General features: G+C 72.8%; 22 protein-coding genes. 8 read left to right on the plus strand and 14 right to left on the minus strand.

Annotated features, from left to right (window positions below):
* Positions 1 to 354 precede the first annotated feature (354 nt).
* Both IEY78_RS24440 and IEY78_RS24445 read right to left on the minus strand, forming a co-directional pair.
* On the minus strand, positions 355 to 678 hold the full coding sequence (locus tag IEY78_RS24440; protein ID WP_189101866.1) for a hypothetical protein: 324 nt from the start codon (positions 676 to 678) through the stop codon (positions 355 to 357).
* Positions 675 to 839 (minus strand): hypothetical protein, encoded by a 165-nt coding sequence (locus IEY78_RS24445; RefSeq protein WP_189101665.1) that lies wholly within the window; start codon positions 837 to 839, stop codon positions 675 to 677. The genes IEY78_RS24440 and IEY78_RS24445 overlap by 4 nt, the downstream gene beginning before the upstream one ends.
* 103 nt (positions 840 to 942) lie before the next feature.
* Here IEY78_RS24445 and IEY78_RS24450 point away from each other — a divergent pair, with 103 nt between their 5' ends.
* Positions 943 to 1578 (plus strand): TetR family transcriptional regulator, encoded by a 636-nt coding sequence (locus IEY78_RS24450; protein ID WP_189101667.1) that lies wholly within the window; start codon positions 943 to 945, stop codon positions 1576 to 1578.
* A gap of 69 nt (positions 1579 to 1647) precedes the next feature.
* Here the strand turns inward: IEY78_RS24450 and IEY78_RS24455 are convergent, their stop codons facing one another.
* On the minus strand, positions 1648 to 2895 hold the full coding sequence (locus IEY78_RS24455; protein ID WP_189101669.1) for a M6 family metalloprotease domain-containing protein: 1248 nt from the start codon (positions 2893 to 2895) through the stop codon (positions 1648 to 1650).
* A gap of 418 nt (positions 2896 to 3313) precedes the next feature.
* Between IEY78_RS24455 and IEY78_RS24460 the strand changes: the two genes are divergently transcribed.
* Entirely contained in the window at positions 3314 to 3976 is a 663-nt protein-coding gene (locus tag IEY78_RS24460; RefSeq protein ID WP_189101671.1) for a TetR/AcrR family transcriptional regulator, read from the plus strand.
* A gap of 204 nt (positions 3977 to 4180) precedes the next feature.
* Positions 4181 to 5707, plus strand: coding sequence for an MFS transporter (locus tag IEY78_RS24465; protein WP_189101673.1), 1527 nt, complete (start codon positions 4181 to 4183; stop codon positions 5705 to 5707).
* 189 nt (positions 5708 to 5896) lie between these two features.
* Here IEY78_RS24465 and IEY78_RS24470 read toward each other — a convergent pair whose 3' ends face one another.
* The 3 genes from IEY78_RS24470 to IEY78_RS24480 all read right to left on the minus strand — a co-directional run bounded on the left by IEY78_RS24470 (position 5897) and on the right by IEY78_RS24480 (position 8239).
* Entirely contained in the window at positions 5897 to 6394 is a 498-nt protein-coding gene (locus IEY78_RS24470) for a MarR family winged helix-turn-helix transcriptional regulator (protein WP_189101675.1), read from the minus strand.
* A 489-nt stretch (positions 6395 to 6883) separates the two neighbouring features.
* Positions 6884 to 7465 carry a hypothetical protein gene (locus tag IEY78_RS24475; RefSeq protein WP_189101676.1) on the minus strand — a complete coding sequence of 194 codons (582 nt, stop codon included), beginning with the start codon at positions 7463 to 7465 and terminating at the stop codon, positions 6884 to 6886.
* A gap of 150 nt (positions 7466 to 7615) precedes the next feature.
* Positions 7616 to 8239, minus strand: a complete 624-nt coding sequence (locus IEY78_RS24480) for a GNAT family N-acetyltransferase (RefSeq protein ID WP_189101678.1) — start codon at positions 8237 to 8239, stop codon at positions 7616 to 7618.
* A 187-nt stretch (positions 8240 to 8426) separates the two neighbouring features.
* Here IEY78_RS24480 and IEY78_RS24485 point away from each other — a divergent pair, with 187 nt between their 5' ends.
* Positions 8427 to 9428, plus strand: a complete 1002-nt coding sequence (locus tag IEY78_RS24485) for a sigma-70 family RNA polymerase sigma factor (protein WP_189101680.1) — start codon at positions 8427 to 8429, stop codon at positions 9426 to 9428.
* Between the two features lie 80 nt (positions 9429 to 9508).
* On the opposite strand, the gene IEY78_RS24490 is transcribed toward IEY78_RS24485, so the two are convergent.
* Both IEY78_RS24490 and IEY78_RS24495 read right to left on the minus strand, forming a co-directional pair.
* On the minus strand, positions 9509 to 10852 hold the full coding sequence (locus IEY78_RS24490; RefSeq protein WP_189101682.1) for a L,D-transpeptidase: 1344 nt from the start codon (positions 10850 to 10852) through the stop codon (positions 9509 to 9511).
* 81 nt (positions 10853 to 10933) lie between these two features.
* The gene (locus IEY78_RS24495) at positions 10934 to 12211 is read right to left on the minus strand and encodes a CaiB/BaiF CoA transferase family protein (RefSeq protein WP_189101684.1); all 1278 of its coding nucleotides are present in this window, start codon (positions 12209 to 12211) and stop codon (positions 10934 to 10936) included.
* A 271-nt stretch (positions 12212 to 12482) separates the two neighbouring features.
* Between IEY78_RS24495 and IEY78_RS24500 the strand changes: the two genes are divergently transcribed.
* Positions 12483 to 12809 carry a hypothetical protein gene (locus IEY78_RS24500; protein WP_189101686.1) on the plus strand — a complete coding sequence of 109 codons (327 nt, stop codon included), beginning with the start codon at positions 12483 to 12485 and terminating at the stop codon, positions 12807 to 12809.
* A gap of 16 nt (positions 12810 to 12825) precedes the next feature.
* Here the strand turns inward: IEY78_RS24500 and IEY78_RS24505 are convergent, their stop codons facing one another.
* A complete protein-coding gene (locus tag IEY78_RS24505) occupies positions 12826 to 13449 on the minus strand; it encodes a Yip1 family protein (protein WP_229700148.1) in 624 nt (207 codons plus the stop codon).
* Positions 13450 to 13534: 85 nt separating this feature from the next.
* On the opposite strand from IEY78_RS24505, the gene IEY78_RS24510 reads away from it, so the two are divergent.
* A complete protein-coding gene (locus IEY78_RS24510; protein WP_189101688.1) occupies positions 13535 to 14251 on the plus strand; it encodes a VIT1/CCC1 transporter family protein in 717 nt (238 codons plus the stop codon).
* Between the two features lie 109 nt (positions 14252 to 14360).
* Here the strand turns inward: IEY78_RS24510 and IEY78_RS24515 are convergent, their stop codons facing one another.
* From IEY78_RS24515 to IEY78_RS24530, 4 genes are all read right to left on the minus strand, one after another.
* Complete coding sequence (locus tag IEY78_RS24515; protein ID WP_189101855.1) at positions 14361 to 15488, minus strand: P1 family peptidase; 1128 nt, start codon at positions 15486 to 15488, stop codon at positions 14361 to 14363.
* The gene (locus IEY78_RS24520; protein ID WP_189101690.1) at positions 15481 to 16314 is read right to left on the minus strand and encodes a L,D-transpeptidase family protein; all 834 of its coding nucleotides are present in this window, start codon (positions 16312 to 16314) and stop codon (positions 15481 to 15483) included. Before IEY78_RS24520 ends, IEY78_RS24515 begins: the two co-directional genes overlap by 8 nt.
* A gap of 450 nt (positions 16315 to 16764) precedes the next feature.
* Positions 16765 to 17922 (minus strand): low temperature requirement protein A, encoded by a 1158-nt coding sequence (locus tag IEY78_RS24525; RefSeq protein ID WP_189101692.1) that lies wholly within the window; start codon positions 17920 to 17922, stop codon positions 16765 to 16767.
* A gap of 103 nt (positions 17923 to 18025) precedes the next feature.
* On the minus strand, positions 18026 to 19060 hold the full coding sequence (locus tag IEY78_RS24530) for a methyltransferase (RefSeq protein WP_189101694.1): 1035 nt from the start codon (positions 19058 to 19060) through the stop codon (positions 18026 to 18028).
* 243 nt (positions 19061 to 19303) lie between these two features.
* Here IEY78_RS24530 and IEY78_RS24535 point away from each other — a divergent pair, with 243 nt between their 5' ends.
* Together IEY78_RS24535 and IEY78_RS24540 are read left to right on the plus strand one after the other, a co-directional pair.
* Entirely contained in the window at positions 19304 to 20686 is a 1383-nt protein-coding gene (locus IEY78_RS24535) for an amidohydrolase (protein ID WP_229700149.1), read from the plus strand.
* Between the two features lie 88 nt (positions 20687 to 20774).
* Positions 20775 to 21851: a MerR family transcriptional regulator gene (locus IEY78_RS24540; protein WP_189101696.1), complete on the plus strand. Its 1077-nt coding sequence runs from the start codon at positions 20775 to 20777 to the stop codon at positions 21849 to 21851.
* Between the two features lie 138 nt (positions 21852 to 21989).
* Here the strand turns inward: IEY78_RS24540 and IEY78_RS24545 are convergent, their stop codons facing one another.
* Positions 21990 to 23204 carry an NAD(P)/FAD-dependent oxidoreductase gene (locus tag IEY78_RS24545; protein WP_189101698.1) on the minus strand — a complete coding sequence of 405 codons (1215 nt, stop codon included), beginning with the start codon at positions 23202 to 23204 and terminating at the stop codon, positions 21990 to 21992.
* Positions 23205 to 23212: the final 8 nt, after the last annotated feature.

The following is a 23212-nucleotide window of genomic DNA, read 5'->3' on the forward strand; positions in this document are numbered from 1 at the left end:
GCGATGGGCAGAGTGTTCCGGGAACGGGAGCGGAGCGTTTTCGGCAGCTTCCGCGGTAAGCCTCTGACCTGGGCTTCTAGGGTTTCCGTCAAGCCCCACGGAGCATGGGCTTGGACCCCTGACAGGGTAGCTGATGGGGGCGCTGGAGGTTGCTTGTGTTGGGGGTGTGGTCCGGGGTGGGGGCTGGGGCTTGGGGTGGTGGGGTTGGGCGTTTGTGTGGACGCGGGGGCATTTCTGGGGGAAGTGCCGTTGGGGAGGGGTGGTTGGGGTCCCGGTGTGCTGCTGGCGGTGGCCGAGTCGTCGGCCACCGCCAGGGGGGTGTGCGCCTGTCGATAGCGCAGTCGGGTGTCCCGGTCAGCCGCCGATGTGCCAGCTGACCGTGCCGTCCGTGGTGGTGAGGAGGGCCAGGAGGAGGAGGTCGGCGGCGCCGAGGGTGAGGCCCAGGAGGGCGCGGCCGCGGCGGGTGGTGCCGCGGGCCAGGGCCAGGGTGCCGAGGACCAGGGCGCAGGGGCCGAGGAGGAGGTTGAGGACCAGGGTGCCGAGCAGGCCGAGGATGAAGGAGGCCACGGCCATGCCGTCCGCGTGGGAGCGGAGGCGGGAGGCGGGCCGGTGGGGGGTCCGGGGCTCGGGGGCCGGGGTGGGCGGGAGTGTCCGGGCGGCTTCGCTGAGCGTGGTCATCGGGAGGTCACCTCGTGCTGGTGGCGGCGTTCGCGGAGGAAGAAGACGAGCAGCCAGCCGGCGATGACGGCGGCCGCGACGAGGGTGACGGGGAGGGGGAGGTGTGCCGCGGTGCCCAGCAGGATCCCCATCAGGAGGAGGGCTGCGACGAGGAAGAGCATGATCTTCCTTTCCGGTTCCAGAGGACAGTTGTTCACTCAGTTCCCTCAGTCTACGACCGTCCAGGAGTGGAGTAGTTCGGAGAACGGTTGTTTACTGGATGACATGAGTCACAGTCTTGGAGTGCGGCAGGCCCAGAAACAGAAGACCCGTCAGGCGTTGCTCGACGGGGCGCTCGGGCTGCTGGAGGAGCAGAGCCTGAGCAGCCTGGGACTGCGCGAGGTGACGCGGGTGGTGGGGATCGCCCCGACCGCGTTCTACCGGCACTTTCGCGACATGGGGGAGCTGGGTGTCGCGCTGGTCGAGGAGGCGCTGGGGAGCCTGCATGTGATGGTGCGCGCGATCCTCGCCGAGCAGGACGGGGCCGAGGAGCGGATCGACCGGACGGTCGCGGTCGTGGAGCAGCACGTGCGCCGGTATCCGCTGCACATCCGGTTCGTGGCGCGTGAGCGGCACGGTGGCGTACGGGCCGTACGGCAGGCCATCGCGGGGGAGCTGGACCGGTTCGCGGAGGAGGTCGCGGCGGCGCTGAAGACGCAGCCGGTGTCCGAGGGCTGGTGCGATGACGATGTGCGGATGCTGGCGGAGCTGTATGTGGACCGGCTGGTGATGACGGCCGCGGCGCTGCTCGATGCCGAGGCGGACGGTGTGGAGGGCGCGGCCGGGCAGGTGGTGCGGGTGGCGCGCCGGCAGCTGCGGCTGATCAGCATCGGCCGGCGGCACTGGCGGGAGGAGAAGTAGGCAGACCGGTGGGGGAGGGGGAGGAGTGAGGGGGCTCGTCGGTTTGGTTTCGCGTGGGGGCCCGGGGCGTCAGTCGCGGGCCGGGGTGACCCGTACGCGGTAGGTCCCGTCAGGGTTCTCCGTGAGGACGGTGACGGCCGCGCCGCTGGTGCGGTCGGTGAAGGTCTCGCCGGGGCCGAAGGTGGCGTCGGTCAGTTCCGGATCGACGTATTTGTTGTCCCGGTAGCAGCCGCCGCTGTGCGGGGTGGCGTCCACGATGCGGAGCGGCCCGCGGCCCGAGGGGACGTGGGTGGCGACGCGGTAGATGAGGACGCCGGGCCGGCAGACGGCCGGGTCGAGCAGGCCGCGGATGCGGGCCTCGACGACCAGGGCGGTGCGGTGGGAGGTCGGGATGACGACGATCTTGGTGCCGCCGGGGGTGGAGAGGGGCGTGAGGGTGTGCTCGCCGGGCGTCCCGTGGCGTGGCGCGCAGTGCACCTGCTCGGCGGAGAGCCAGCCGAGCTTCCACTTGTGCCAGCCGACGAAGTCGTTGCTCGGCCCCCAGTCCTCGTCCATCGGGTCCCAGTGGCCCGCGGGGGGCGAGTCGTCGCGGTCGTCGGTGTAGTAGAGGTCGGGCAGGCCGAAGCTGTGGGCGTTCTCGTGGTTGAGGACGCGGAAGGCGCTGGCCCCGGTCTGCCGGCTCCAGATGAAGGACGCGTTCCGGAACGGCACCCCGTCTGAGGTGTGCAGCCCCATGTCGCCACCACTGAAGGTGACCGACAGGACCGTGCGGGTCGCGGGCGGGCCCGCATTGGGGGTGGCGATGACGTTGATGACGTCGTAGTCGCGGAAGTCCACGAGCGGGTCGACGGCGCGGACCAGCTCCCGGGACAGGGCGTGGTAGCCGCCGTCCGAGGCCGGGTCGAAGCTGGCGCCCCGCCCGATGCCGTACGCCGCGAGCGGCCGTGACATCCGGATCCACCGGTATATCGGCATGGGGCGGTAGGTCAGCCTGCCGTAGGAGCTGATGCGGAAATACTCCGTCGCGGCCGGGAAGAACTCGGCGAAGCGGGCCCGGGGGGAGAGGGTCGCGTGCGCGTCCGGGAAGTCGATGAAGAGGGTGAGCGCCCGTACGGGACCGGACGATCGGGCGAAACCCCTAGGGGTCTCCGCGGACTCGGCGACGTCGTCGCTGATGCCGCGCAGGGCACACGGGCCACTCGGCGAGGCGCCGGGCCCGGTGGGTATGGCCACGGCGCTGGGCGGAGAGCCCAGGGCTATCGCCGCGGCAGCGGTGGCCGCTCCTGCGGCCAGCACCGCGGAAACCTTGTGCTTCATACCGATCACCTTGTGTCGCCGGGTGATCGCTCGCGCGCGGGATTACGTCAACCGGAGTCATGGCGGGGCCGGACGGGTCGGGCCTGGGCAGGGCGGTCCGGAGGAGCCCGGTGGGTCGGGCCGGAGGGGGCCCCGGCGGGTGGGCCGGAAGGGCCCGGTGGGTCGGTCCGGAGGGTCGGTCCGGAGGGGGCGGCCTCTTCCGGGGGCCGGGTGGCCGGGTGCCCGTGACCGGGGGCTGAGGCGGGGCGTCGGTGGGGGTGTGGTTCAGGTCACGTCAGGGCGTGAAATATCCGGGGAGGCGATCCCCGTTTGACCAGACGTCCGGATGAAACGGGGGGCGATTCCCCGGTTCGGCAGACCGCCGTCCGGAGACCCGCGTGGTCCGAGAAGTGCTGAGAGATGAGAGGAGTGAGCCGCCGTGGCCGCCACCACCGCAGGGGCGAAGTCCGGGACGGAGGGGCAGCAGCCCCGCCTGCGGGCCGATGCCCTGCGCAACCGGGAGCGGATCATCGCGGCCGCCCGCGAGACGATGGTCGAGTTCGGGGCCGAGGTCCCGCTCGATGAAATCGCTCGACGCGCGGGTGTCGGTAATGCGACGCTCTATCGTCACTTCGCGGATCGCCTGGAGTTGATCCACCACGTCACGCTGTCCGTCATGTCCCGCACCGCGGACCGAGCGGAGAGCGCCCTTGCCGAGGAGTCCGATGCTTTCCAAGCGCTGAGGCGCTTCGTGCACGCCGCAGTGGAGGAGCGGATCGGGGCGCTGTGCCCCCTGCTCTCCGACGGCGTCGACCGCGACCACCCCGACCTGCTCGCCGCGGGTGATCGTCTGGAGGCGGCCATCGAGGCCGTCATGGGCGCCGCACGCGACAGCGGTCAGCTGCGCACGGACATCGCCGTCGGCGATCTGATGGTCGCGCTGACCCAGCTGACCAGGCCGTTGCCGAGCAGCGGCTGCATGGACTTCGACAAGTTCGTGCACCGGCATCTGCAGCTGTTCCTGGACGGTCTGCAGGCGCCCGCCCGTTCCGAACTTCCCGGGTCCGCGGCGACCCTGGAAGACCTCCGGCGCCGCTCGTAGCCCGGCACCGCGCCGTCACACCTCCCACGTCCCGCCCGTCCCACCGCCCCACCCCGCCCCACCGTCAAGCTCGTCCGTCCGCTCCTCCGTCCCGTCCCGTCCCGCTTCCGTGCGTCCCTGCGTCCCCGCGTCCTGACGGCCGCCCGGTGCGCCGGTCCCGCTCCTGCTCTTGTTCGCTCACCGCACCACTAGGTGGATCCCGTCATGCCTGAAACGCCCACATACGTCGACCCGCGGCGCTGGAAAGCGCTGATATTCATCGCGCTGGCCCAGCTGATGGTCGTGCTCGACGCGACCATCGTGAACATCGCGCTGCCCTCCGCCCAGCAGGACCTCGGCATCACCGACGCCAACCGGCAGTGGGTGATCACCGCCTACGCGCTGGCCTTTGGCGGGCTGCTGCTCTTCGGCGGGCGCATCGCCGACCTGTGGGGACGCAAGCGGACCTTCGTCACCGGACTCATCGGCTTCGCGGTCGCCTCCGCGCTCGGCGGGGCCGCCGCCGACCAGGCCATGCTGATGGGCGCGCGGGCGCTTCAGGGCGTCTTCGGCGCGCTGCTGGCACCGGCCGCGCTGTCCCTGCTGGCCGTGACGTTCACCGAGGCCAAGGAGCGCGCCAAGGCGTTCGGCATCTTCGGTGCGATCGCGGGCGGCGGCGGCGCCGTGGGCCTGATCCTGGGCGGGGTGCTGACCGAGTACCTGAACTGGCGCTGGACGTTCTTCGTGAACATCCCGTTCGCGGTGATCGCCGCGACCGGTGCCCTGCTGGTCATCCGCGAGCCCGCGGAGAGCCGCAACACCTCCCGGCTGGACGTGCCCGGCGTCATCCTGGCCACCCTCGGCCTGGTCTCGCTGGTCTACGGCTTCACCCGCGCCGAGTCCGACGGCTGGCTGGCCGCTCCGACGCTCGGCCTGTTCGCCGCGGCCGTCGTGCTGCTGCTGACGTTCGTGCTGGTCGAGTCCAAGGTGAAGGCGCCGCTGCTGCCGCTGCGGGTGGTCGCGGACCGCAACCGCGCCGGCATCTATGCCTCGCTGGGCCTGGCCGTGATCGGCATGTTCGGCCTGTTCCTCTTCCTGACCTACTACCTCCAGATCGTGAAGGGGTACACCCCGGTGACGACCGGTCTGGCCTTCCTTCCGATGATCGTCGGCATGATCACCGGCTCGACGCAGATCGGTGCCCGGCTGATGACCCGGGTCCGGCCGCGGCTGCTGATGGCGCCCGGTTTCACGGTCGCCGCGCTCGGCATGCTGGTGCTGACCCAGATCGACCTGGACACGTCCTACCCCGCGCTGATCCTGCCCGGCTTCCTGCTGATGGGCCTCGGTATGGGTACGGCGTTCATGCCGGCCATGTCGCTGGCCACGCACGGTGTCCAGCCGCGCGACGCCGGTGTCGCCTCCGCGATGGTCAACACCTCGCAGCAGGTGGGCGGCGCGATCGGTACGGCCCTGCTGAACACCATCGCGGCCAGCGCCACCACCGCGTACGCCACCTCGCACGCGGCCGGTGCCCGCTCGCTCGACCTGCTCAAGCTCCAGGCGATGGTGCACGGCTACACCACCGCCATCTGGTGGGCGGTCGGCATCCTGGCCCTGGCGGGCGTGATCGCCTTCACCCTCATCAACACCGGGCGTCCCGGTGGCGGTTCGCCGGTGGCCTCGTCGCAGGACGGCGAGGGCGCGGCGCTGGGCGAGGACGAGGTGCCGGTGCCGGTGATGGCGCACTGAGCCCATCGGGCCGGCCCCGTCGGGGGTGATCCCGTAGGGGCTGGCCCCGTAGGGGTGGGGTGCGGGGTCGGGGGCGCTCGGAGCGTCGATGCCCCCCGGCCGTGCACTCTTACCGCATTCCTACCTTGCTCCTACGTGTGCCGGGGGTGCGTCCCGTAGGTGCCGGCTTCTTCCGGCTTCGCCGAATCGTCAGCGGAGCCAGGGGAGGTCGGCACCTTTCGGTTGCAGCCCCTCGGTCATGACCTGGCAGATCTCGGCCAGTTGCCCGACCTGCTCCGGGGAGAGCCGGTCGAAGATCGCGGCGCGTACGGCCGCGACATGGCCGGGGGCGGCCTTCTCCAGGACCCGCATCCCCTCGTCCGTGAGGTGGGCGTTCTGGCCCCGCTTGTCGGACGAGCAGTTCTCCCGCTGCACCCAGCCGTTGCGTTCCAGGCGGGCGATCGCGTGGGAGAGGCGGGAGCGGGTGATCTTGGCGTTCTGGGCCAGCTCGGTCATCCGCATCCGGCGGCGGGGGGAGCGGGAGAGCTGGACGAGCAGGCCGTAATAGACGTGCGGCATTCCGGCGTCGCGCTGCAGCTGACGGTCGAGGTGATCCTCCAGGAGCATGGTGGCGTGGAGGTAGCACTGCCAGGCGTATTGCTCCTCGTCACTGAGCCAGTGCGGCTCGGCTGCGGCTTCGCTGCTCATAGCATCCACTCTCTCACCACTCGGAGAGCTCTTTAAGTTTTAACAACGCCGTATGTGGACTTTCGGCGGCGACCGATCGCCGATGTCTGAATGTTCACGTTCTCGCCTACTGCCCAGTGTGACGCCATGAGGTGGTGAGGGGTGTAGCGCCGACTTCGCCGTCTCGGCCCGGCGTCTTAACTTCGCCATCTCGGGGACCGTGTGCGTTCATTCGGATACTCAGCGTGTCTAGTTGGGGTCGTGGTGCGACGGCGCGGCGGCTCGGTGCCGTGATGCGGTAGTCCGGGGGTGTGGTGCGGGTGCGGTGTGACAGTTGCGCGTCGGTCGACGGGCGGTGCGGCTGAACTCGGCATCGACGTAGGGGAGTTCGGCGGGAGTTCAGCGATGACTCAACTGACCGCTCAGGGCTGGTAGTTGAGCCGCGCGGTCGGCAGGCAGAAAGAGGGCGGGGCCCGTGCCCCGCCCTCGGCGGCTCAGTGGCTCGGTGGCTCAGTGCGTGGCGACCGGAAGGCTGTGGGACCGGCGGGCCTTGTGGGGGCGGTGTTCGCCGTGCGGCTCGCGGACGCGGTGGGTGCGGAAGACGTAGAGCGCGACGACGAACATCACGGCGCCCATGGTGAAGCCGAAGGCGCACGACTTGAGGATGGCTTCCCCGCCGAGGCTGTAGCACCAGCCCAGCGAGCCGCCGAAGACCACGCCGTAGGCGATCGCCCGGGTCTCGGTCAGCATGGACGACTGGAAGTGGGCCACGATCAGCCCGAGCGCCCCGGAGACCACGAACGCGGCCAGCCCGTACAGCATGGCCGGGCCGCCCTTGGTGCCGTCGGTGTGCGTGCGAAAGATCGTGAAGAGGCCGAAGGCGAGCGCCGTGATGATCGGCAGCGCCACCTTCGCCGGGACCCGCCCGGCCATTCCCGCCATCCCCGCCCGCCCCGTGGTCCGCCGCGGGGAGCCGGTCCGCCGCGGGGAGCCGGCCCGGTCGGTGGCCTGGGTCGTCGCGCCGTGTTCGGTCTCCACGGTGCCGTGCGAGCGGGCGGCCCGTGCGCCGTGCCGCCGAGCGATCCGGTCCATGACGGGCTCCTCTCGGTTGCCCCGCTGCCTTCCCATCCAGGCGACACCCGGGGGGCGTCCCCGTCAACCGGAGCGGCGGGCGGCGGCTGCGGCCCCGGCCCGGTCCCGTCCGCCTGTGACCGAGGGCCCGGGCCGTTCGTGCGGGCCGGTTCAGTCCAGGTCCTTCTGGTACCAGGCCACGTCCCAGTAGCGGCCGAATTTTCGGCCCACCTCCGTGTACGTGCCGAGGTGCCGGAAGCCGAATCGGGTGTGGAGCCGGGTGGAGGCCGTGTTCGGTGGGTTCCCCTGGGTGATCCCGGCGTACGCGCGGTGCACGTCCTCGTGGGACAGCGCCTCGAACAGGGCCTCGTACAGCAGCGTGCCGACGCCCCGGCCGGATGCGTGCGATGCGCAGTAGACGGTGACCTCGACGGAGGTGGCGTAGGCGGCCTTCGGGCGGAGCGGGCTGCTGGTCGCGTAACCGAGCAGGGCGCCGCCCGGGAGGCCGCTGCCCGGGAGGCCGTCGCCGGCGGCTGCGGGGGCCCCGGGGGAGCCGCTCACCGGCCCGTTGTGCGGGTTTTTCGTCCGTTCTGTCGCCTCCTGGGCAACCAGAAGCCGGTGCGGGCCGTCTTGGGGGTGGGAGAGCAACCACGGGCGGCGCTGTTCGGGGGTGAAGGGTTCCGTGTCGAACGTGATGCAGGTCTCGCGAATGTAGTGATTGTAGAGATCGGTAAGGGCCGGCAGGTCCGCCTCGGTGCCCGCTCTGACCTGCACTTCCCCGTGTCCCCGCAGCATGCGACCCCCCTGAACGGTGCCGCAGGGTACTGCATGATCAGAAAAATAGCGGGGCTCCGTGGGAATTCTGTCCGGATTCCAGCCGTTGTTTCCTTCGGACGGGCAGCTCGACAAGCATCGGTCTCCGATGGACGATCCGGCCCGCCCCACCGTCCCGCGACCGACTCATCGCAAAGGGAGCACACGCATGGCAACCCGTGCCGTCGCCCGGCGTCAGGACAGCAGCAGCGCGTCTGACGGGGCCCGCAGTGTTCGCGCAATAGGCGGGGAGATCGCCGACCGCGACCTGGTCGGCATGTACCTCGACGAGATCGCGCGTACGCCACTGCTCGACGCCGCCAAGGAGGTCGAGCTGTCCCAGACCATCGAGGCGGGCGTCTACGCCCAGCAGATCCTGGACGGGGAGGTCACCGACGGCAATGCCGCGGGTGCCAGCCCCGAGGAGCTGGAGGCGCTCGCCGGGGAGAGTGCCAAGGCCAAGGATGTCTTCATCCGCTCCAACCTCCGGCTGGTGGTCGCGGTGGCCCGCCGCTACCCGCGCGCGGGCCTGCCCCTGCTCGATCTGATCCAGGAGGGCAACGCCGGTCTGGTGCGTGCCGTGGAGAAGTTCGACTACGCCAAGGGCTTCAAGTTCTCGACGTATGCGACGTGGTGGATCCGCCAGGCCATCACCCGTTCCATCGCCGACCAGTCGCGCACGATCCGGCTGCCCGTGCACCTCGTGGAGGAGCTGGGCCGGATACGCCGGGTGCAGCGCGAGTTCAACCGTGAGAACGGCCGTGACCCGGAGCCGGCGGAGGTCGCCGGCGAGCTGGGCTCCACGCCCGCCCGCGTCACCGATGTCCTCGACTGGGCGCGCGACCCGGTCAGCCTCAACATGTCGGTGGACGACGACGGCGACACCCAGTTCGGCGATCTGCTGGAGGACACCTCAGCGGCCTCGCCCGAGCAGTCCGTCCTGACGCTGCTGCGCAGTGAGGAGCTGGAGGACCTGATAGACCGGCTCGACCACCGCACCGCCTCGATCATCAAGGCCCGCTACGGCATCGAGGACGGCCGTGAGCGCACCCTGACCGAGGTCGGCAAGCAGCACGGCCTGACCCGTGAGCGGATCCGCCAGATAGAGAAGCACGCGCTGCTGGAGCTGAAGCGGATGGCGCGCGACACCGGATTCGACGCGGCGGCGTAGCCCACCACGACGAAAGGCGGTGGCCGGCCCCCCAGGGGGAGCCGGCCACCGCCTTCACCTGTGCGCCGTGGGCGCCCGTGTCAGACCGCGCTGCCCGCCTGCCACTGGGACCACGACATGTTCCAGCCGTTGAGGCCGTTGTCCGGCTTGACGGTCTCGTCCTTCGAGTTCTTCACGATGACGACGTCGCCGATCAGCGACTGGTTGAAGAACCACTTGCCGGGGGTGTCACCGCCGCCGCCCTTCTGGTCGCGCAGACCGACGCAGCCGTGGCTGGTGCCGGAGGCGCCGAACACCGACGGCGAGCCCCAGTAGTTGCCGTGGATGAAGGTGCCGGAGGCCGACAGCCGCATGGCGTGCGGGACGTCCTTGATGTCGTACTCGCCCTTGCCGTCGGAGTTCTTGAAGCCGACGGTCGAGCCGTCCATCCGGGTCTGCTCGAACTTCTCCGAGATCACCATCTGGCCGTTGTAGGTCGGGTGCTCGGGGCTGCCGCCGGAGATCGGGATGGTCTTGTAGGTCTTGCCGTCGCGCTTGACCGTCATCTGCTGGGTGTTCATGTCGACCGTGGAGACCTGCGAGCGGCCGATGGTGAACGACACCGTCTTGGACTGGACGCCGGAGATGCCCTGGCCGCCCTTGACCCCGTCCAGGTCGATCTTCATGGTGACCTTGGAGCCGGCCTTCCAGTAGTCCTCGGGCCGGAAGTCCAGGCGCTGGGCGCCGAACCAGTGGCCGACGACCTTCTGGCCGCTGCTGGAGGTCACCGTGATGTGGGACTGGACGTCCTTCTTGTTGGTGATCGCCTTGTCGAAGTTGAACGACACCGGCATGCCGACGCCGACGGTCTTGCCGTCGTCGGGCGTGTAGGAGCCGATGAAGCTCTGCGCGTTGGAGACCGTCGTGAAGGCGGAGTTCTCGGTGGCCGTGCGGCCCTTGGAGTCCTTGGCCTTCGCCACGATCCGGTACTTGGTGCCGCGCTCCAGCTGCACGCCCGGCTTCCAGGAGGAGCCGTCGGGCGATATGGCACCGGCGACGTCCTTGCCGTTCGCGTCGGTGAGCTTCACCTCGGTCAACTTGCCGCCGGTGACCTTCACCCCGGTCTCGTTGATGCTGGCGTTGGTGGCGCCGTCGTCCGACGAGACCTTGATCTTGGCGTCGGAGGCGTTCTTGGCGGCCGCGGCGTCGGCGGCGGCCTGGCCGTTCTTGCCGTCGTCATTGCCCCCGGCCGAGGCGTCCCCACCACAGGCGGACAGGGACAGCGCACCCGCCGCGAACAGGGCCGTCACGGCGAGCGTGCGGCGCATCCGGCGGTGCCGGCGCGGCGTACCGGGCGCCGGCTGCTCGTCCGACAGGAGCAGCTGGTGCGGGGTGCGGGACCGAGCGGGCGCGGGGTTGTCCGGCGTTGTCACGAGCTGCTCCATACAGGGGGGTTGTGGTTCCGTGCTGGTAAACAGCACGAGCGGGCGGATTTGGTTGCGGGTGCGGCCTGCTTGTGAGGAAGGTCACGTGCGTGGCGGTAGGGGGTGGTCGGCCGACCCTGACAGCCAGGTTCGCAGCGCGGGGCCGTGTTCGTCCAGGCGGGGTGGCGCGAAGGGTTGGGCCACCGGGGTGCCCGAGAGGCGGAGAGGGCTGGTGACTTGGGGGATCCGGCCCTCGCCGACCGGGGTCACCGGATCGAGTCCGAGCCGCGCCGCCAACGACAGGGCCTGGGAGAGGGTGTTGACGGGGCCGCAGGGGACCGAGGCCGCGGTCAGCCGCTCGGACCAGGCCTCCGGCGTGTCGGCGGCCAGTAGGTTTTCGAGTGCTTTGATGAGGTCTGTACGGTTTTGTACGCGATCGTGGTTGCGGGCGAAGCGGGGGTCATCGGCCAGTTCCGGTGCGCCCATGGTCCGTACCAGCGCCCGGAACTGCCGGTCGTTGCCCGCCGCCACCGCGAGCGGCTCCCCGTCCCGGCAGGTCAGCGTCTCGTACGGGGCGATGCTCGGATGGCGGTTGCCCATGGGGGCCGGATCGAGGCCGGTGGCCAGATGGCCGGACGCCTGGTTGACCAGCGAACCCAGCAGCGAGGAGAGCAGGTTCACCTCCAGCAGCTGGCCCTCCCCGGTGCGGTCGCGGTGCCGCAGCGCGGCGAGGATGCCGGTGGCGGCGTCCTTCGCGGTCAGCACGTCCACCAGCGCGACGCCGGTCTTCAGGGGTGGCCCGTCGGGCTCGCCGGTCAGGCTCATCAGCCCGCCGACGGCCTGCACGACGAAGTCGTAGCCGGGCAGCCGGGCGCCCGGGCCGGCGCCGAAACCGGTGATGGTGCAGTGCACCAGGCCGGGGTTGGCGGCCCGGGTGGCGGTGTGGTCCAGGCCGTAGCGGGCGAGCGAGCCGGGGCGGAAGTTCTCGATGAGGACGTCGGCCCGCCGGGCCAACTCGCGGGCCGCGGCCGCGTCGTCCGGATCGCCCAGATCCAGGGCCAGGCCGCGCTTGGAGCGGTTCGCGGCGTCGAAATACGCCGCGGTGCGGTGCTGCCCGGGGCCGCCGCCGTCCGGCTCCGGGCCCTCGGGGGCGAATGGCGGGCCCCAGGCGCGGGTGTCGTCGCCGGTCCCCGGCCGCTCCACCTTGATCACCTCGGCGCCGAGGTCGGCCAGCGTCGCGGCGGCCAGCGGCCCGGCCAGCACCCGGCTGAAGTCCGCGACGAGGATGCCGTCCAGGGCGCGCGCGGGCGGCGCGCCGGGCGAACCGGCGGCAGGAGGCGGCGAGGTGGCGTCGGCGGGCGGCCGGGGCGGCTGCGGCACGGGGCGTTCTCCTCACGTCGCGGACGGGGTGCCGCCATCGTCCGGGACGATCTTCGCCGGGGGAAGGCGCCGGCGTGTCCAACGGGGTGGGGCGGTCCCTGCCAGGGTGGCGACCCGGGCCGCCGCAGGAAGGTGTCGAGCCGGAAATGTAGCGAAATGCCATAGGAGATGCGTCACTTCGGGACTTAAGTCCCAAGAGCCCCTGTCGAACGTCCCGGGGCGTGGTGTCTACTGGCGTCAGCCCAGCGCCTCATCCGTCCGGGAGGACCGCATGCTCCCCGCCTCGATTGTGCAGCAGATCGCCCTCGGCGTGGTGTTCGCGCTGGCCGTCGTCTGGACCGCCGGGCTGATCAGAATGCTGCGCCGGGGCCGGTACGAGGCGGCCATGTGGCGCGACCGGCAGGAGATGCGGGCCCGGTACGCGCCGCGGGGGCGGTCCGCGTGGCCGGGGCCGGACGCCCTGCCCGGCCGCCCGGAGCTGCTCGGTTCGGTGCCGCGGCAGACCGGTCCGGCCGGTCCGCCCGCGGAGTGCGTGGAGCTGAGCGAGGCCGAGCGCACCGCGTTCGAGGGGCTCGTCCGGCGGTTGACCGGCCCCTAGGGATGTCCGGGCGGCCTCAGCTGCCCGGGCTCAGCCGCAGCAGGGCCAGCGCGGTCAGCATCTGCACGGACACGGCGGCCGCCGACTTCCACGTCGGCAGGTGGTGCTGGCCCCGTATGAGCAGCACCGCCAGGAGGTAGCCGAAGCCCCAGGTCGTCCAGGTCGCGGCCTGCACGAAGGTGGCGTCGGTCGGCAGCCAGGCGGCGATCGCCAGCCGCGGCAGATCCGTCACCCAGAACAGCACGATGAACAGGCTGGCGGTCGGCGCGAACCGGCCTATGCCGCCGAGCGTGCGGGCGATGGCATGGGCGACCGCGCCCAGCACCAGGCTGGCGGTGAGCACCCCCGCCTCGGCCAGCCCGACGAGTTGCAGCGCCGCGTTCGGGTCGGCGGCCCACTGGGTGTGGAAGGCGTCCATCGACACCACCCCGATGCCGCCGCTGATCAGCGACAGCAGCACCGCGGCGCTCCAGGCGCTGCGGTCCCGCGCCTCGTCCAGCACCTCCACCGGCCGGTACCACAGCCCGAATATCAGCCGGTGCCACCACAGTCGGCGGCGTGGTGCGGGGGCGCGCGGAGCTGGCTGGAGGAGCGTGGGCGGCGGGTGCCGGTGAGCGGGGGAGGGGGGTGGTGCGGGCATAGAGCCGTTTCTACCACCGGCCAATTCGCCGCGGTGCGGGGGCGTCGGGCGCGACCACGGCCGGTACGGATGAGAGGCTCGGCCGATGACTGCGCAGACACCGGAGCACGACGAGGCGCACGGCGGCGGACTCGGCAGCCGGCTCAACTGGCTGCGGGCCGCGGTCCTCGGTGCCAACGACGGCATCGTGTCCACCGCCGGACTGGTCGTCGGCGTCGCCGGCGCCACCGACGAGCGGGCCGCGCTGCTGACGGCGGGGCTGGCGGGGCTGCTGGCCGGGTCCATGTCGATGGCGGCCGGCGAGTACGTCTCGGTATCCACCCAGCGGGACTCCGAGAAGGCCGCGCTGGCGACGGAGAAGCGGGAGCTGGCGACCGAGCCGCAGGCGGAACTCAGCGAGCTGACCGAGCTGTTGGAGGGCAAGGGGCTGGACGGCCGGCTGGCCCGGGAGGTCGCCGAGCAGCTCACCGAGCACGACGCGCTGCGCGCCCACGCCGAGGTGGAGCTGGGCATCGACCCCGACGAGCTGACCAACCCCTGGCACGCGGCGGGGGCGAGCTTCCTCGCGTTCACGGTGGGCGCGCTGCTGCCGCTGCTGGCCATCGTGCTGCCGCCTGCCGGGCAGCGGCTGTGGATCACGGTGCTGGCGGTGCTGGTGGCGCTGGCGCTGTGCGGTTGGAGCAGCGCCCGGCTGGGCGCCGCACCGGTGCGCCGCGCGATCCTGCGCAATGTCGCGGGCGGGGCGCTGGCGATGGGCGTGACGTATGCGGCGGGGTCGGTGCTGGGGGCCGTCGGGGTGTGACCGGACGCGTGCGCCGTGGTGGCGCGCTCGGCGGGGGACGGTCCCGGGGGCGGTCCGCGTCACCGGTACGAGTGAGCGGCCGAGGGCGGCTCGACGCCCCTCGCGCGGATCAGGCCCGGCCCGCCCCGTAGAGGTCGCGGTACGACGGGAAGAGTCCGCCGGGGCCGTCCACCGTCTCCGCCGCCAGGGCGCCGCGGACCACGGCCCGGGCCACCACGTCCGCGCCGGCGGCCAGGATCTCGTTCAGCGCCCCGACCTCCGCGTGGAGGCCGAAGGCGGCGTCGGTGCGGGCCTCTTCGGGCACCAGCGGGCGGGCGGCGGTGGACAGCGCGAAGACCGTGTCGCCGTCGTTCAGCAGGTGGACGGGGCGGATGGCGCGGGCCAGCCCGTCGTGGGCGGTGCCGGCGAGCTTGTGGGCCTGGGCGCGGGTGAGGGCCGCGTCGGTGGCGACCACCGCCAGGGTGGTGTTGAGCGGCGGACGCACGGACGCGGCCGAGCGGGCCAGGGACAGCTCCGCGGCCTCGGCCAGCCGGCGCAGCGCGGCCGCGTGCACCCCGGGGTCGGGCAGGTCGGTGCCGCCCTCGTACAGCCGCCCGTAGAGCGCGCCGGTGCGGGGGTCGGCGACGGAGCCCACGGCGTTGACGGCGGCCAGCGCGGCGACGGTGGTGCCCGACGGCAGGACCGCGCTCGCGGTGCCGATGCCGCCCTTGAGGCCGCCGGCCACCGCGCCCGTGCCGGCACCCGTGTTGCCCTCGCCGACCGGGCCACCCGGCGCGGTGACCGCCGCGGCCGTGACCGCCGCCCGGCCCAGCGCGGCGTCCGGCCGGGCCCGCCAGTCGCCGCCGCGCCCGAGGTCGAACAGCGCCGCGGCCGGCACCACCGGGACGACCTGGGCGGGGTCGGGCCCCACCCGGAAGCCGCGGCCCTGCTCCTCCAGCCAGGCGACGACACCGGACGCGGCGTCAAGACCGAAGGCGCTGCCGCCGGTCAGGACGACCGCCTCGATGCGCTGGACGAGGTTGCGCGGGTCCAGCGCGTCGGTCTCCCGGGTGCCGGGCCCGCCGCCGCGCACCTCCACGGCCGCGACGGCGCCGCCGTCGGGGGCCAGCACCACGGTGGTGCCGCTCAGGTGCCCGTCGCCGGTCCGCTGCGCGTGGCCGACCCGCAGGCCGAGGACGTCGGTCAGGGCGTCCTGCGGTCCCGCGGGGTGCGGCGCGCCCGGTGGCTGCTCAGTAATCGGCCGGTCCCATCACGATGACCGGGTGCAGGCTCGGGTCGAGGTCGCGCAGCAGTTCCTTCATCACCTTGGGCTTGAGGCTCACACAGCCCTGGGTGGGGCCGTCGTGGTCGACGTGCAGCCACACCCCGCCGCCCTTGGCGTCGCCCCAGGGACGCTGCTTGTCCAGGGGGGAGGTGCCGGCCTCCCGGTTGTAGTTGATGGCGATGACGTAGTCGAAGGCGCCGGCCAGCGGCTCGCCGTCCACCCCGGTGCCGTCGGCGACGAAGCTGTTGTTGCGGTCGTAGGGCAGCCGGGTGCCCTCGGGGGCGGTCAGCCGGCCGCCGGCGTCGGTGAGCGCGAAGACCCCGATGGGGGAGCGCAGGTCGCCGTAGCGGTGGTCGTCGGTCCAGCCGTGGGCGGCGTTGTGCGCGCCCCAGACGGGGCCCGGCACCCAGTCCTCGGAACCCTCCGCGCGGGTGTAGAGGACGACCCGGGACTGGAAGGAGTCCATCCCCTTGCCGGTGACGACCAGCACCTGTCGGGAGTTGGCCGGTATCCGCTTCCTGGCGGCGTCGCTCAGGCCGGGGATCTGCCGGGCGGCGGGGCCGTTCGGTGCGGCGTTCGGGGCGGTTTTCGGCGCGGCCGCGGGAGTACGTGGCGTGTCCGGGCCGGAAGCCGTCGCGGACGTGGTGCTCTTGGCGTCGGTCCCGCCGTTGTGGTCGTCCCCCGAGGCCGGCCACGCCCACAGGGCGGTCCCGACCAGGGTGGAGACGGCGAGACCGCTCACGGCCTTGCTGCGCCGGGACAGTCTCGTCCGCGCGCGGGACTGGGCATGGCGGGCCATGGCTGGCGTCTCCTCCAGTACGGACGGCGGTCTGCCCGGGGCTTTCGGTGGTTCTCCCACAGGCCACTCCCTGTCATAAAAAGGGCAATCTGCACCCTACCGCGTCGGCGTCGGTGCGCCTCCGCTGGCCCCCGCACCCCACGGCGAACACCGGCGTGCGGCGGGGAGAAGTGGGGTCCATTGGTGGGTAATTGACGGCCTGTGGGCGGGTTGTGCTCGGGGGCCGGCAGTCCCGCCGCGCTGGTGGCGGGCCCTCGCCCGGCCGGGGGACGAAGATGGCTCGATCTGATGCAGAATCAGGGCGCGGGCGGGGCTGTACGGCCGTTCGGCACGCTTATGGCGCAGCGGCGCGACGCGCCCGGGGGAGGGCGGCCGCCGGGGCGTGTCCCGGCCGCTCCCGAGATCGGTGCCGGTCCGCTCCCCGAGACGGGTGACGGCGCGGGGTGCCGGCTACTCCACCGGCGCCGCGCCCTGACGGGACGTGAGGTGGACGCCGGCCGCGACGGCCGCGGCCGCCACCAGGCCCGCCGCGGGCACCGCCGCGCGCCCGGCGAGGGTGCACGCCAGGACCAGCAGCGCCGACACCGGCAGCACCAGCTGCTGCGCCGCGCCGCGCTTGTGGTGCCGGGAGTGGATCAGCCACACCGTGCACAGGAAGACCGCGTAGGGCACCGTGACGCACGCGGCCGCCCCGAACGCCGACAGCCGCGCCCGGCCGGACGACTCCTCCACCACGACCTCGATGCCCGCGCCCACCGCCGCCGCCGAGCCGAAGACCAGGTAGTGGCCGTAGCCCCACAGGAACGCCTGACGGTTCGAGCGCAGGTGGCGGTGGACGGGCACGGCGAAGTAGATCCAGTACGCGGCGAACACCAGCAGCAGCCCGCCGCCCGCGAGCGGCAGCAGACTGCTCGGCTCGTCGTGCTCGTCCAGCGCCGACTGCGCGGCGAGGGTGGCCGCCGCGATCGTCTCGCCCAGCACGATGAGGGTGAACAGGCCGTAGCGCTCGGCGATGTGATGGGCATGCCAGCTGGTCCGCCAGGCCCGCTCGGCCAGCCCGGGGACGGCCAGCTCCAGCGCGCCCACGCACAGGAACACCCAGGGCACGTCCCCCTGCGGCAGGAGCAGCAGCCCCAGCCAGCCGACCTGGCACACCGTCACCCCCAGGGCGTAGGACAGCGCGGTGCGCCGCTCGGCGCCCCGGCTGGCGTGCGCGGCCCGGAGCCACTGGGCGACCATCGCCAGCCGCATCACCAGGAACCCGAACCACACCAGGGTGAAGTCGCTCCCGGTGAAGGCCCGCGGCACACCGGCCGCCAGGATCAGCACCCCCGCCATCTGGACCAGCGTCACCACGCGGTACAGCGGGTCGTCGGTGTCGTAGGCCGAGGCGAACCAGCTGAAGTTCATCCACGCCCACCAGATGGCGAAGAACAGCATCAGATAGCCGAAGAGGCCGTGGCCCGGATCCCCCTCGGCCAGCGCGTGCGCCAGCTGCCGGCCCGCCTGGGCGATCGCTACGACGAAGCACAGGTCGAAGAACAGCTCCAGCGGGGTCGCGGTGCGGTGCTCCTCGTCGCGTCGGCGCGCCCGCATGCGGACCGGCACATCGGCTCCTCTCGTCGGCCGCGGGGGCCGCCCTCAGTACAGCGCGGGCGGCCACCGCCGACGACGAGGGGAGCGGGGGCGGCGTGTCGTGCGGGCCCGGCGGCTACTCGGCGACCGCCTCCACGATCGAGGGGAAGGCCGAGGTCGGCAGCACCCGGGTCAGCCGGAAGCCCTCGGCGGACAGCAGCGTCGCGAACTCCTCCGCGGTGCGCTCCCGCCCGTCCACCACTGCCAGCATCGCCACGTCCAGGGTCTTGCCGAAGTGCGGGGCGTTGCCCGGCGGCAGCACGGAGTCGATGACCAGCAGCCGGCCGCCGGGCGCCATCGCCGCGCGGCAGCTGCGCAGGATCCGCCGGCAGGCCTCGTCCGGCCAGTCGTGCAGCACCTGCTTGAGGACGTAGACATCCCCGCCCTCCGGTACGGACGCGAAGAAGTCACCCTCCCGGGTCTGCCAGCGGCCCTTCAACTCGTCGCCCTCCAGGAGGTGGTGGGCCAGCGGCGGCGCCTGGTCGAAGAGCACCCCGGTCAGCTGCGGATGGCGGCGCAGCACGGCGCGCAGCAGCCCGCCGCGGCCGCCGCCGACGTCCACGACCGTGCCGCCGGTCGCCGGGAACGGGTAGATCGCCGCCACCGCCTCGTCGACCGGTGCGGACAGCGACGACATCCCGTCGTCGAAGAGCCGCCGGGTGTCCGGATCCGACTGCAGATGGGTGAAGAGGGGTGCCCCGTGGAGCCGCTCGAAGGAGGTGCCGCCCTCGCGCACCGACTCCGGCAGGTCGGCCGAGACCTGCCGGAAGAGGTCGTCGGTCATCATCATGACCGCGTCGTGCAGCGAGTCGGGGACGCCGGTGCGCAGCGGGGCGGCGGCCGGCGTCAGCCGGAAGGCCCCGGCGGTGTCCTCCCGGAAGATGCCGCGGGTGGCGAGGTAGCGCAGCACGCGGCGCAGGTGCGGGGCGTGGGTGCCGGTGGCGGCGGCCAGCTGCTCGGCGGTGCGCGGGCCCTCGGCGAGGTGGTCGGCGATGCGGTGCGTCGCCGCGGTGCGCAGCGCGGCGGAGAAGAGATGGCCCATGGCCTGGTCCATCAGGTGGGCCGTGAGGTCGCGGGGCTCGCCGGTCGAGCGGTCGGGGGAAGTGGCCAACGTCAGCCTCCAGTCAGCGTCTTGGGCTTGCTGGTCCCGGTCGCCGGGATGATCCACGGTTGCAGCCGAGCGGTCCGGTGTCACGGGCGGCCTCCGGGTCAACCGCGAAGTCCGGCCAGGGGAGGGCGAGATGGAGCTCGGGGATCGACGCCGGCGGCCGGGCACCGGCCCTAGGGGGCGCCTCCGGGGGATGTCGGGGGCGGTCTCTCGATGCGGGGCGGCCGTCCATGGTCGAATGCGCGTATGAGCGACCGCGACACGACAGGCACGACCAGCCCGACCGATGACGCCGAGCACCGCAAGGACCCCGCCCCGGCCGCCGTGCTGGCCCCCCTCGACGACCGCCTACCGGACCTGGTGGCCCTCTACGAGGACCTGCACCGGCATCCCGAGCTGGGCTTCGAGGAGACCCGTACGGCCGCCGAGGCCGCCCGCCGGCTGACCGCGGCCGGCTATGACGTCACCACCGGCATCGCGGGGACCGGCGTCGTCGGCGTGCTGCGCAACGGACCCGGCCCCGTGGTCCTGCTGCGCGCCGACATGGACGCCCTGCCCGTCACCGAGAACTCCGGCCTGGATTACGCCTCCACGATCCCCGGCCGGATGCACGCCTGCGGGCACGACGTCCATGTGACGTGCCTGCTGGGCGCCGCCGATCTGCTCGCCGCCGGCCGCGGCCACTGGTCCGGCACGCTGATCGCGCTCTTCCAGCCGGCCGAGGAGGTCGGCGGCGGCGCCCGCGCCATGATCGACGCCGGCCTCTACTCCAAGGGCCTGGTCCCCACCCCCGACGTGGTGCTGGCCCAGCATGTCGCCCCGCTCGCCGCCGGGCTGATCGCCTACTGCCCCGGCCCCTGCATGGCCGCCGCCGACAGCCTGGAGATCACCTTCCACGGCTCCGGCGGCCACGGCTCACGGCCCGAGACCACCGTCGACCCGATCCTGATGGCCGCGTCCTTCGTGCAGCGGGTGCAGTCCGTGGTGGCCCGCGAGGTCGCGCCGAAGGACCGGGCGGTGGTCACCGTCGGCTCCTTCCAGGCCGGGGACTCCGCCAACGTCATCCCCGACCGGGCCGTCGTACGGCTCAGCATCCGCACCTTCGACGAGGCGGTGCGCAGCTCCGTGCTGGCCGCCGTCGACCGCATCGCGCGGGCCGAGGCCGCCGCCTCCGGCGCCGAGCGCGCCCCCGAGACCGAGGTCCTGGACACCTTCCCGGTCACCGTCAACGACGCCACGCCCCTGCGGCAGGTCAACGAGGCGTTCACCGCACTCTTCGGCGAGCAGCGGGTGTTCGCCTACGAGCCGGCCACCGGCAGCGAGGACGCCGGACTGCTGGCGACCGCCGCCGGGGCGCCGCTCTACTACTGGTGGCTGGGCGGCTGGGACCCCGAAGAGTTCCATGCGGCGCTGGCCGCCGGACGGCTGGCGCAGGACATCCCCTCCAACCACTCGCCGCACTTCGTCCCGGTCGTCCGACCGACCCTCACCATGGGCGTGGAGGCGCTGACCGCCGCGGCGCTCGACCAGCTGGCGCCACCCGCGGCGGACACCGGGGGCGAGCCGGCCGGGCAGGCCGCCCGGAGCGGGGCGGTGCCCGGCGTCGGTGGGGCGGCGCCCGGCGTTTGACCTTGTCCTTGGGGCAGGCCCCAGCATCGGCGGTGCCGGGCGAGGTGCCCGGCACGAGGAAGACGGACAGGTGGACGGAGGCACGGGCATGACGCCGTATGAGGACGGTCAGCTGCTGACCATCGGGGCGTTCGCACGGGCCTGCCGGCTCTCGCCCAAGGCACTGCGCCTCTACGACGAACTCGGCCTGCTGACCCCGGCCCGCGTCGATCCGCACAGCGGCTACCGCCACTACGCCCCGGCCCAGCTGGAGCAAGCGCGGCTGGTGGCCTGGCTGCGCCGGCTCGGGATGCCGCTGGCCCGCATCCGCGAGGTGGGCGACATGGCCCCGGCCGCCGCGGCCGGCGCCGTCGCCGCCTACTGGGCGCAGATCGAGGCCGACACCGCGGCCCGCCGGGACCTGGCCGCCTTCCTCGTCGACCAGCTGAAGCGGAAGGACACCGGAATGACTCCGTCCCGTACGCCCCTGACGATGCGCTGCGCCGCACTGACCGACCGGGGCCTGGTACGCCCCGTCCAGCAGGACGCGGCCTACGCGAGCCCCCGGCTGCTGGCCGTGGCCGACGGCTACGGCCCGCGCGGCGGCCCGGCCGCCACCGCCGCCATCGACGCCCTCAAGGCCCTGGAACACCAGGACCTGGCCTCGGCGGACCTCGCCGGCGCCCTGGAGGAGGCCGCCCGCCGCGCCCACCGCGCCGCCCCCTCTGCCGACGAGGCGACCGGCAGCACCCTCACCGCGCTGCTCCGCTCCGGCAGCCGGCTGGCGCTGCTGCACATCGGCGACTCGCGGGCCTATGTCCTGCGCGACTCCGGCCTGTTCCGCATCACCCACGACCACAGCCCGGTCCAGTCGCTGATCGACGAGGGCCGGCTCACCCCCGAGGAGGCACCGTCCCACCCGCAGCACGGCCTGCTGCTGCGCGCACTCGACGCGGACACCGAGTTCACCCCCGATGTGCAACTGCTCGAAGCGCACCCCGGGGAGCGCTATCTGCTGTGCACCGACGGCCTGACCAATGTCCTTTCCCCGGACACGATCCAGGCCGCGCTCACCACCGCCGACACCCCCGACCAGGCCGCACGCGACCTCATCCGGCTGACCCACGAGGCGGGCGCGCCGGACAACGTGGCCTGCGTGGTGGCGGAGATATCGGCGGCGGCGTAGCCCGGGGGGCGGGTGCGGCGGGCGGCCGGTTCCGGCGGCCGCCGCGCCCGCCCCCGGGTGGTCCGGCCGGTCACGCCCCGGTGCGCCCGGCTCCCTGCCGCCAAGTGGCAGGCCCGCCCCGCCCCCTGAGCCCGACCCCTAAGCCAGCCCCTTCAGCATTCCCTTGAAGTAGAGCTGCGGCAGTCCGTAGCGCTTGAGGAACCACATGTCGGTGCGTTCGCGGGTGGTGTCGAGGAAGGGGATCGACGGGGTGGGCCGCAGGTCGTAATCGAACTCGGCGAGCAGCATCTTGTGGCGGGCGGTGACCAGGGGGCAGGAGGTGTAACCGTCGTAGCGGGCGGTGGCGGGCCCGCCGCGCAGCCCCGCGAGGAGGTTGTCGACGACCACCGGTGCCTGCTTGCGGATTGCCGCCCCCGTCTTGGACGTCGGCAGATGAGCGACATCGCCGAGGACGAACACGTTCGGGAAGTCCGGGTGCTGGAGGGTCTCCCGGTCGGTTCTGACGTAGCCGTGCGGCGAGTCGGGGTCGGCGAGCGGGCCGTTCGCCAGCCACTCGGGGGCGCGCTGCGGCGGTACGGCGTGCAGCAGGTCGTAGGCCACGGTCTCGGTCTTGCCGGTGGTGTGGTCGGTGATCTCCGCCTCGCGGGCGGCGCCGTCCAGCCGGGTCATCTCCGAGCTGAGCCGCACCTCGATGCCGTACCGCCGGGCCGTCTCCGTCAACGCGCGGTCGAAGACCGGCACCTTGAACATCGCCGGCTCCGGCAGCACCAGAATGGTGCGGATCGCGCCCAGGACGCCGCGCTTGCGCCAGTGGTCGGCCGCCAGATACGCGATCTTCTGCGGGGCGCCACCGCACTTCACCGGCCCGGACGGCATGGTGAACACCGCCGTGCCGCTCCGCATCCGACGGATCAACTCCCAGGTGAGCGGGGCCAGATCGGGCCGGTAGTTGCTGCTCACCCCGCCGTGGCCGAGCGCCGCGGACAGCCCGGGCACCCCGTCCCAGTCGAGCTGCAGGCCGGGGGCGAGGACCAGCCGCCCGTAGGACAGGACCCGGCCGGAGCCGGTGGTGACCGTACGGGCGGTGGGATCGACGGCGGTGGCGCGCTCGCGCAGCCAGCGCACCCCCGGCGGTATCACGTCCGCCTCGGTGCGCAGCGAGGCACGCAACGGGGCCTGGCCGCCGCCGACCAGCGTCCACAACGGCTGGTACCAGTGCGTCTCGGAGGGCTCCAGCAGGGTGATGCCGCGGATGCCGGCCCGCCGCAGCCGGGCGGCGACGGTGATGCCCGCGGTGCCGCCGCCGACGATCAGGACCTGGTGGTGGGACGGGGCGGCGGATGCCGGAGCCATGGGTACCT

The sequence above is a fragment of the Streptomyces kronopolitis genome, assembly GCF_014646275.1.
GTDB classification, from domain to species: Bacteria; Actinomycetota; Actinomycetes; order Streptomycetales; family Streptomycetaceae; genus Streptomyces; species Streptomyces kronopolitis.

What these genes read in the sequence shown, in the direction of transcription:
- IEY78_RS24455 (WP_189101669.1), bottom strand. Translation starts at nt 2,895, where the DNA reads ATGAAGCACAAGGTTTCCGCGGTGCTGGCCGCAGGAGCGGCCACCGCT.
- IEY78_RS24450 (WP_189101667.1), top strand. Translation starts at nt 943, where the DNA reads ATGAGTCACAGTCTTGGAGTGCGGCAGGCCCAGAAACAGAAGACCCGT.
- IEY78_RS24445 (WP_189101665.1), bottom strand. Translation starts at nt 839, where the DNA reads ATGCTCTTCCTCGTCGCAGCCCTCCTCCTGATGGGGATCCTGCTGGGC.
- IEY78_RS24465 (WP_189101673.1), top strand. Translation starts at nt 4,181, where the DNA reads ATGCCTGAAACGCCCACATACGTCGACCCGCGGCGCTGGAAAGCGCTG.
- IEY78_RS24485 (WP_189101680.1), top strand. Translation starts at nt 8,427, where the DNA reads ATGGCAACCCGTGCCGTCGCCCGGCGTCAGGACAGCAGCAGCGCGTCT.
- IEY78_RS24500 (WP_189101686.1), top strand. Translation starts at nt 12,483, where the DNA reads ATGCTCCCCGCCTCGATTGTGCAGCAGATCGCCCTCGGCGTGGTGTTC.
- IEY78_RS24470 (WP_189101675.1), bottom strand. Translation starts at nt 6,394, where the DNA reads ATGAGCAGCGAAGCCGCAGCCGAGCCGCACTGGCTCAGTGACGAGGAG.
- IEY78_RS24490 (WP_189101682.1), bottom strand. Translation starts at nt 10,852, where the DNA reads ATGGAGCAGCTCGTGACAACGCCGGACAACCCCGCGCCCGCTCGGTCC.
- IEY78_RS24505 (WP_229700148.1), bottom strand. Translation starts at nt 13,449, where the DNA reads ATGCCCGCACCACCCCCCTCCCCCGCTCACCGGCACCCGCCGCCCACG.
- IEY78_RS24475 (WP_189101676.1), bottom strand. Translation starts at nt 7,465, where the DNA reads ATGGACCGGATCGCTCGGCGGCACGGCGCACGGGCCGCCCGCTCGCAC.
- IEY78_RS24480 (WP_189101678.1), bottom strand. Translation starts at nt 8,239, where the DNA reads ATGCTGCGGGGACACGGGGAAGTGCAGGTCAGAGCGGGCACCGAGGCG.
- IEY78_RS24535 (WP_229700149.1), top strand. Translation starts at nt 19,304, where the DNA reads ATGAGCGACCGCGACACGACAGGCACGACCAGCCCGACCGATGACGCC.
- IEY78_RS24540 (WP_189101696.1), top strand. Translation starts at nt 20,775, where the DNA reads ATGACGCCGTATGAGGACGGTCAGCTGCTGACCATCGGGGCGTTCGCA.
- IEY78_RS24510 (WP_189101688.1), top strand. Translation starts at nt 13,535, where the DNA reads ATGACTGCGCAGACACCGGAGCACGACGAGGCGCACGGCGGCGGACTC.
- IEY78_RS24520 (WP_189101690.1), bottom strand. Translation starts at nt 16,314, where the DNA reads ATGGCCCGCCATGCCCAGTCCCGCGCGCGGACGAGACTGTCCCGGCGC.
- IEY78_RS24545 (WP_189101698.1), bottom strand. Translation starts at nt 23,204, where the DNA reads ATGGCTCCGGCATCCGCCGCCCCGTCCCACCACCAGGTCCTGATCGTC.
- IEY78_RS24440 (WP_189101866.1), bottom strand. Translation starts at nt 678, where the DNA reads ATGACCACGCTCAGCGAAGCCGCCCGGACACTCCCGCCCACCCCGGCC.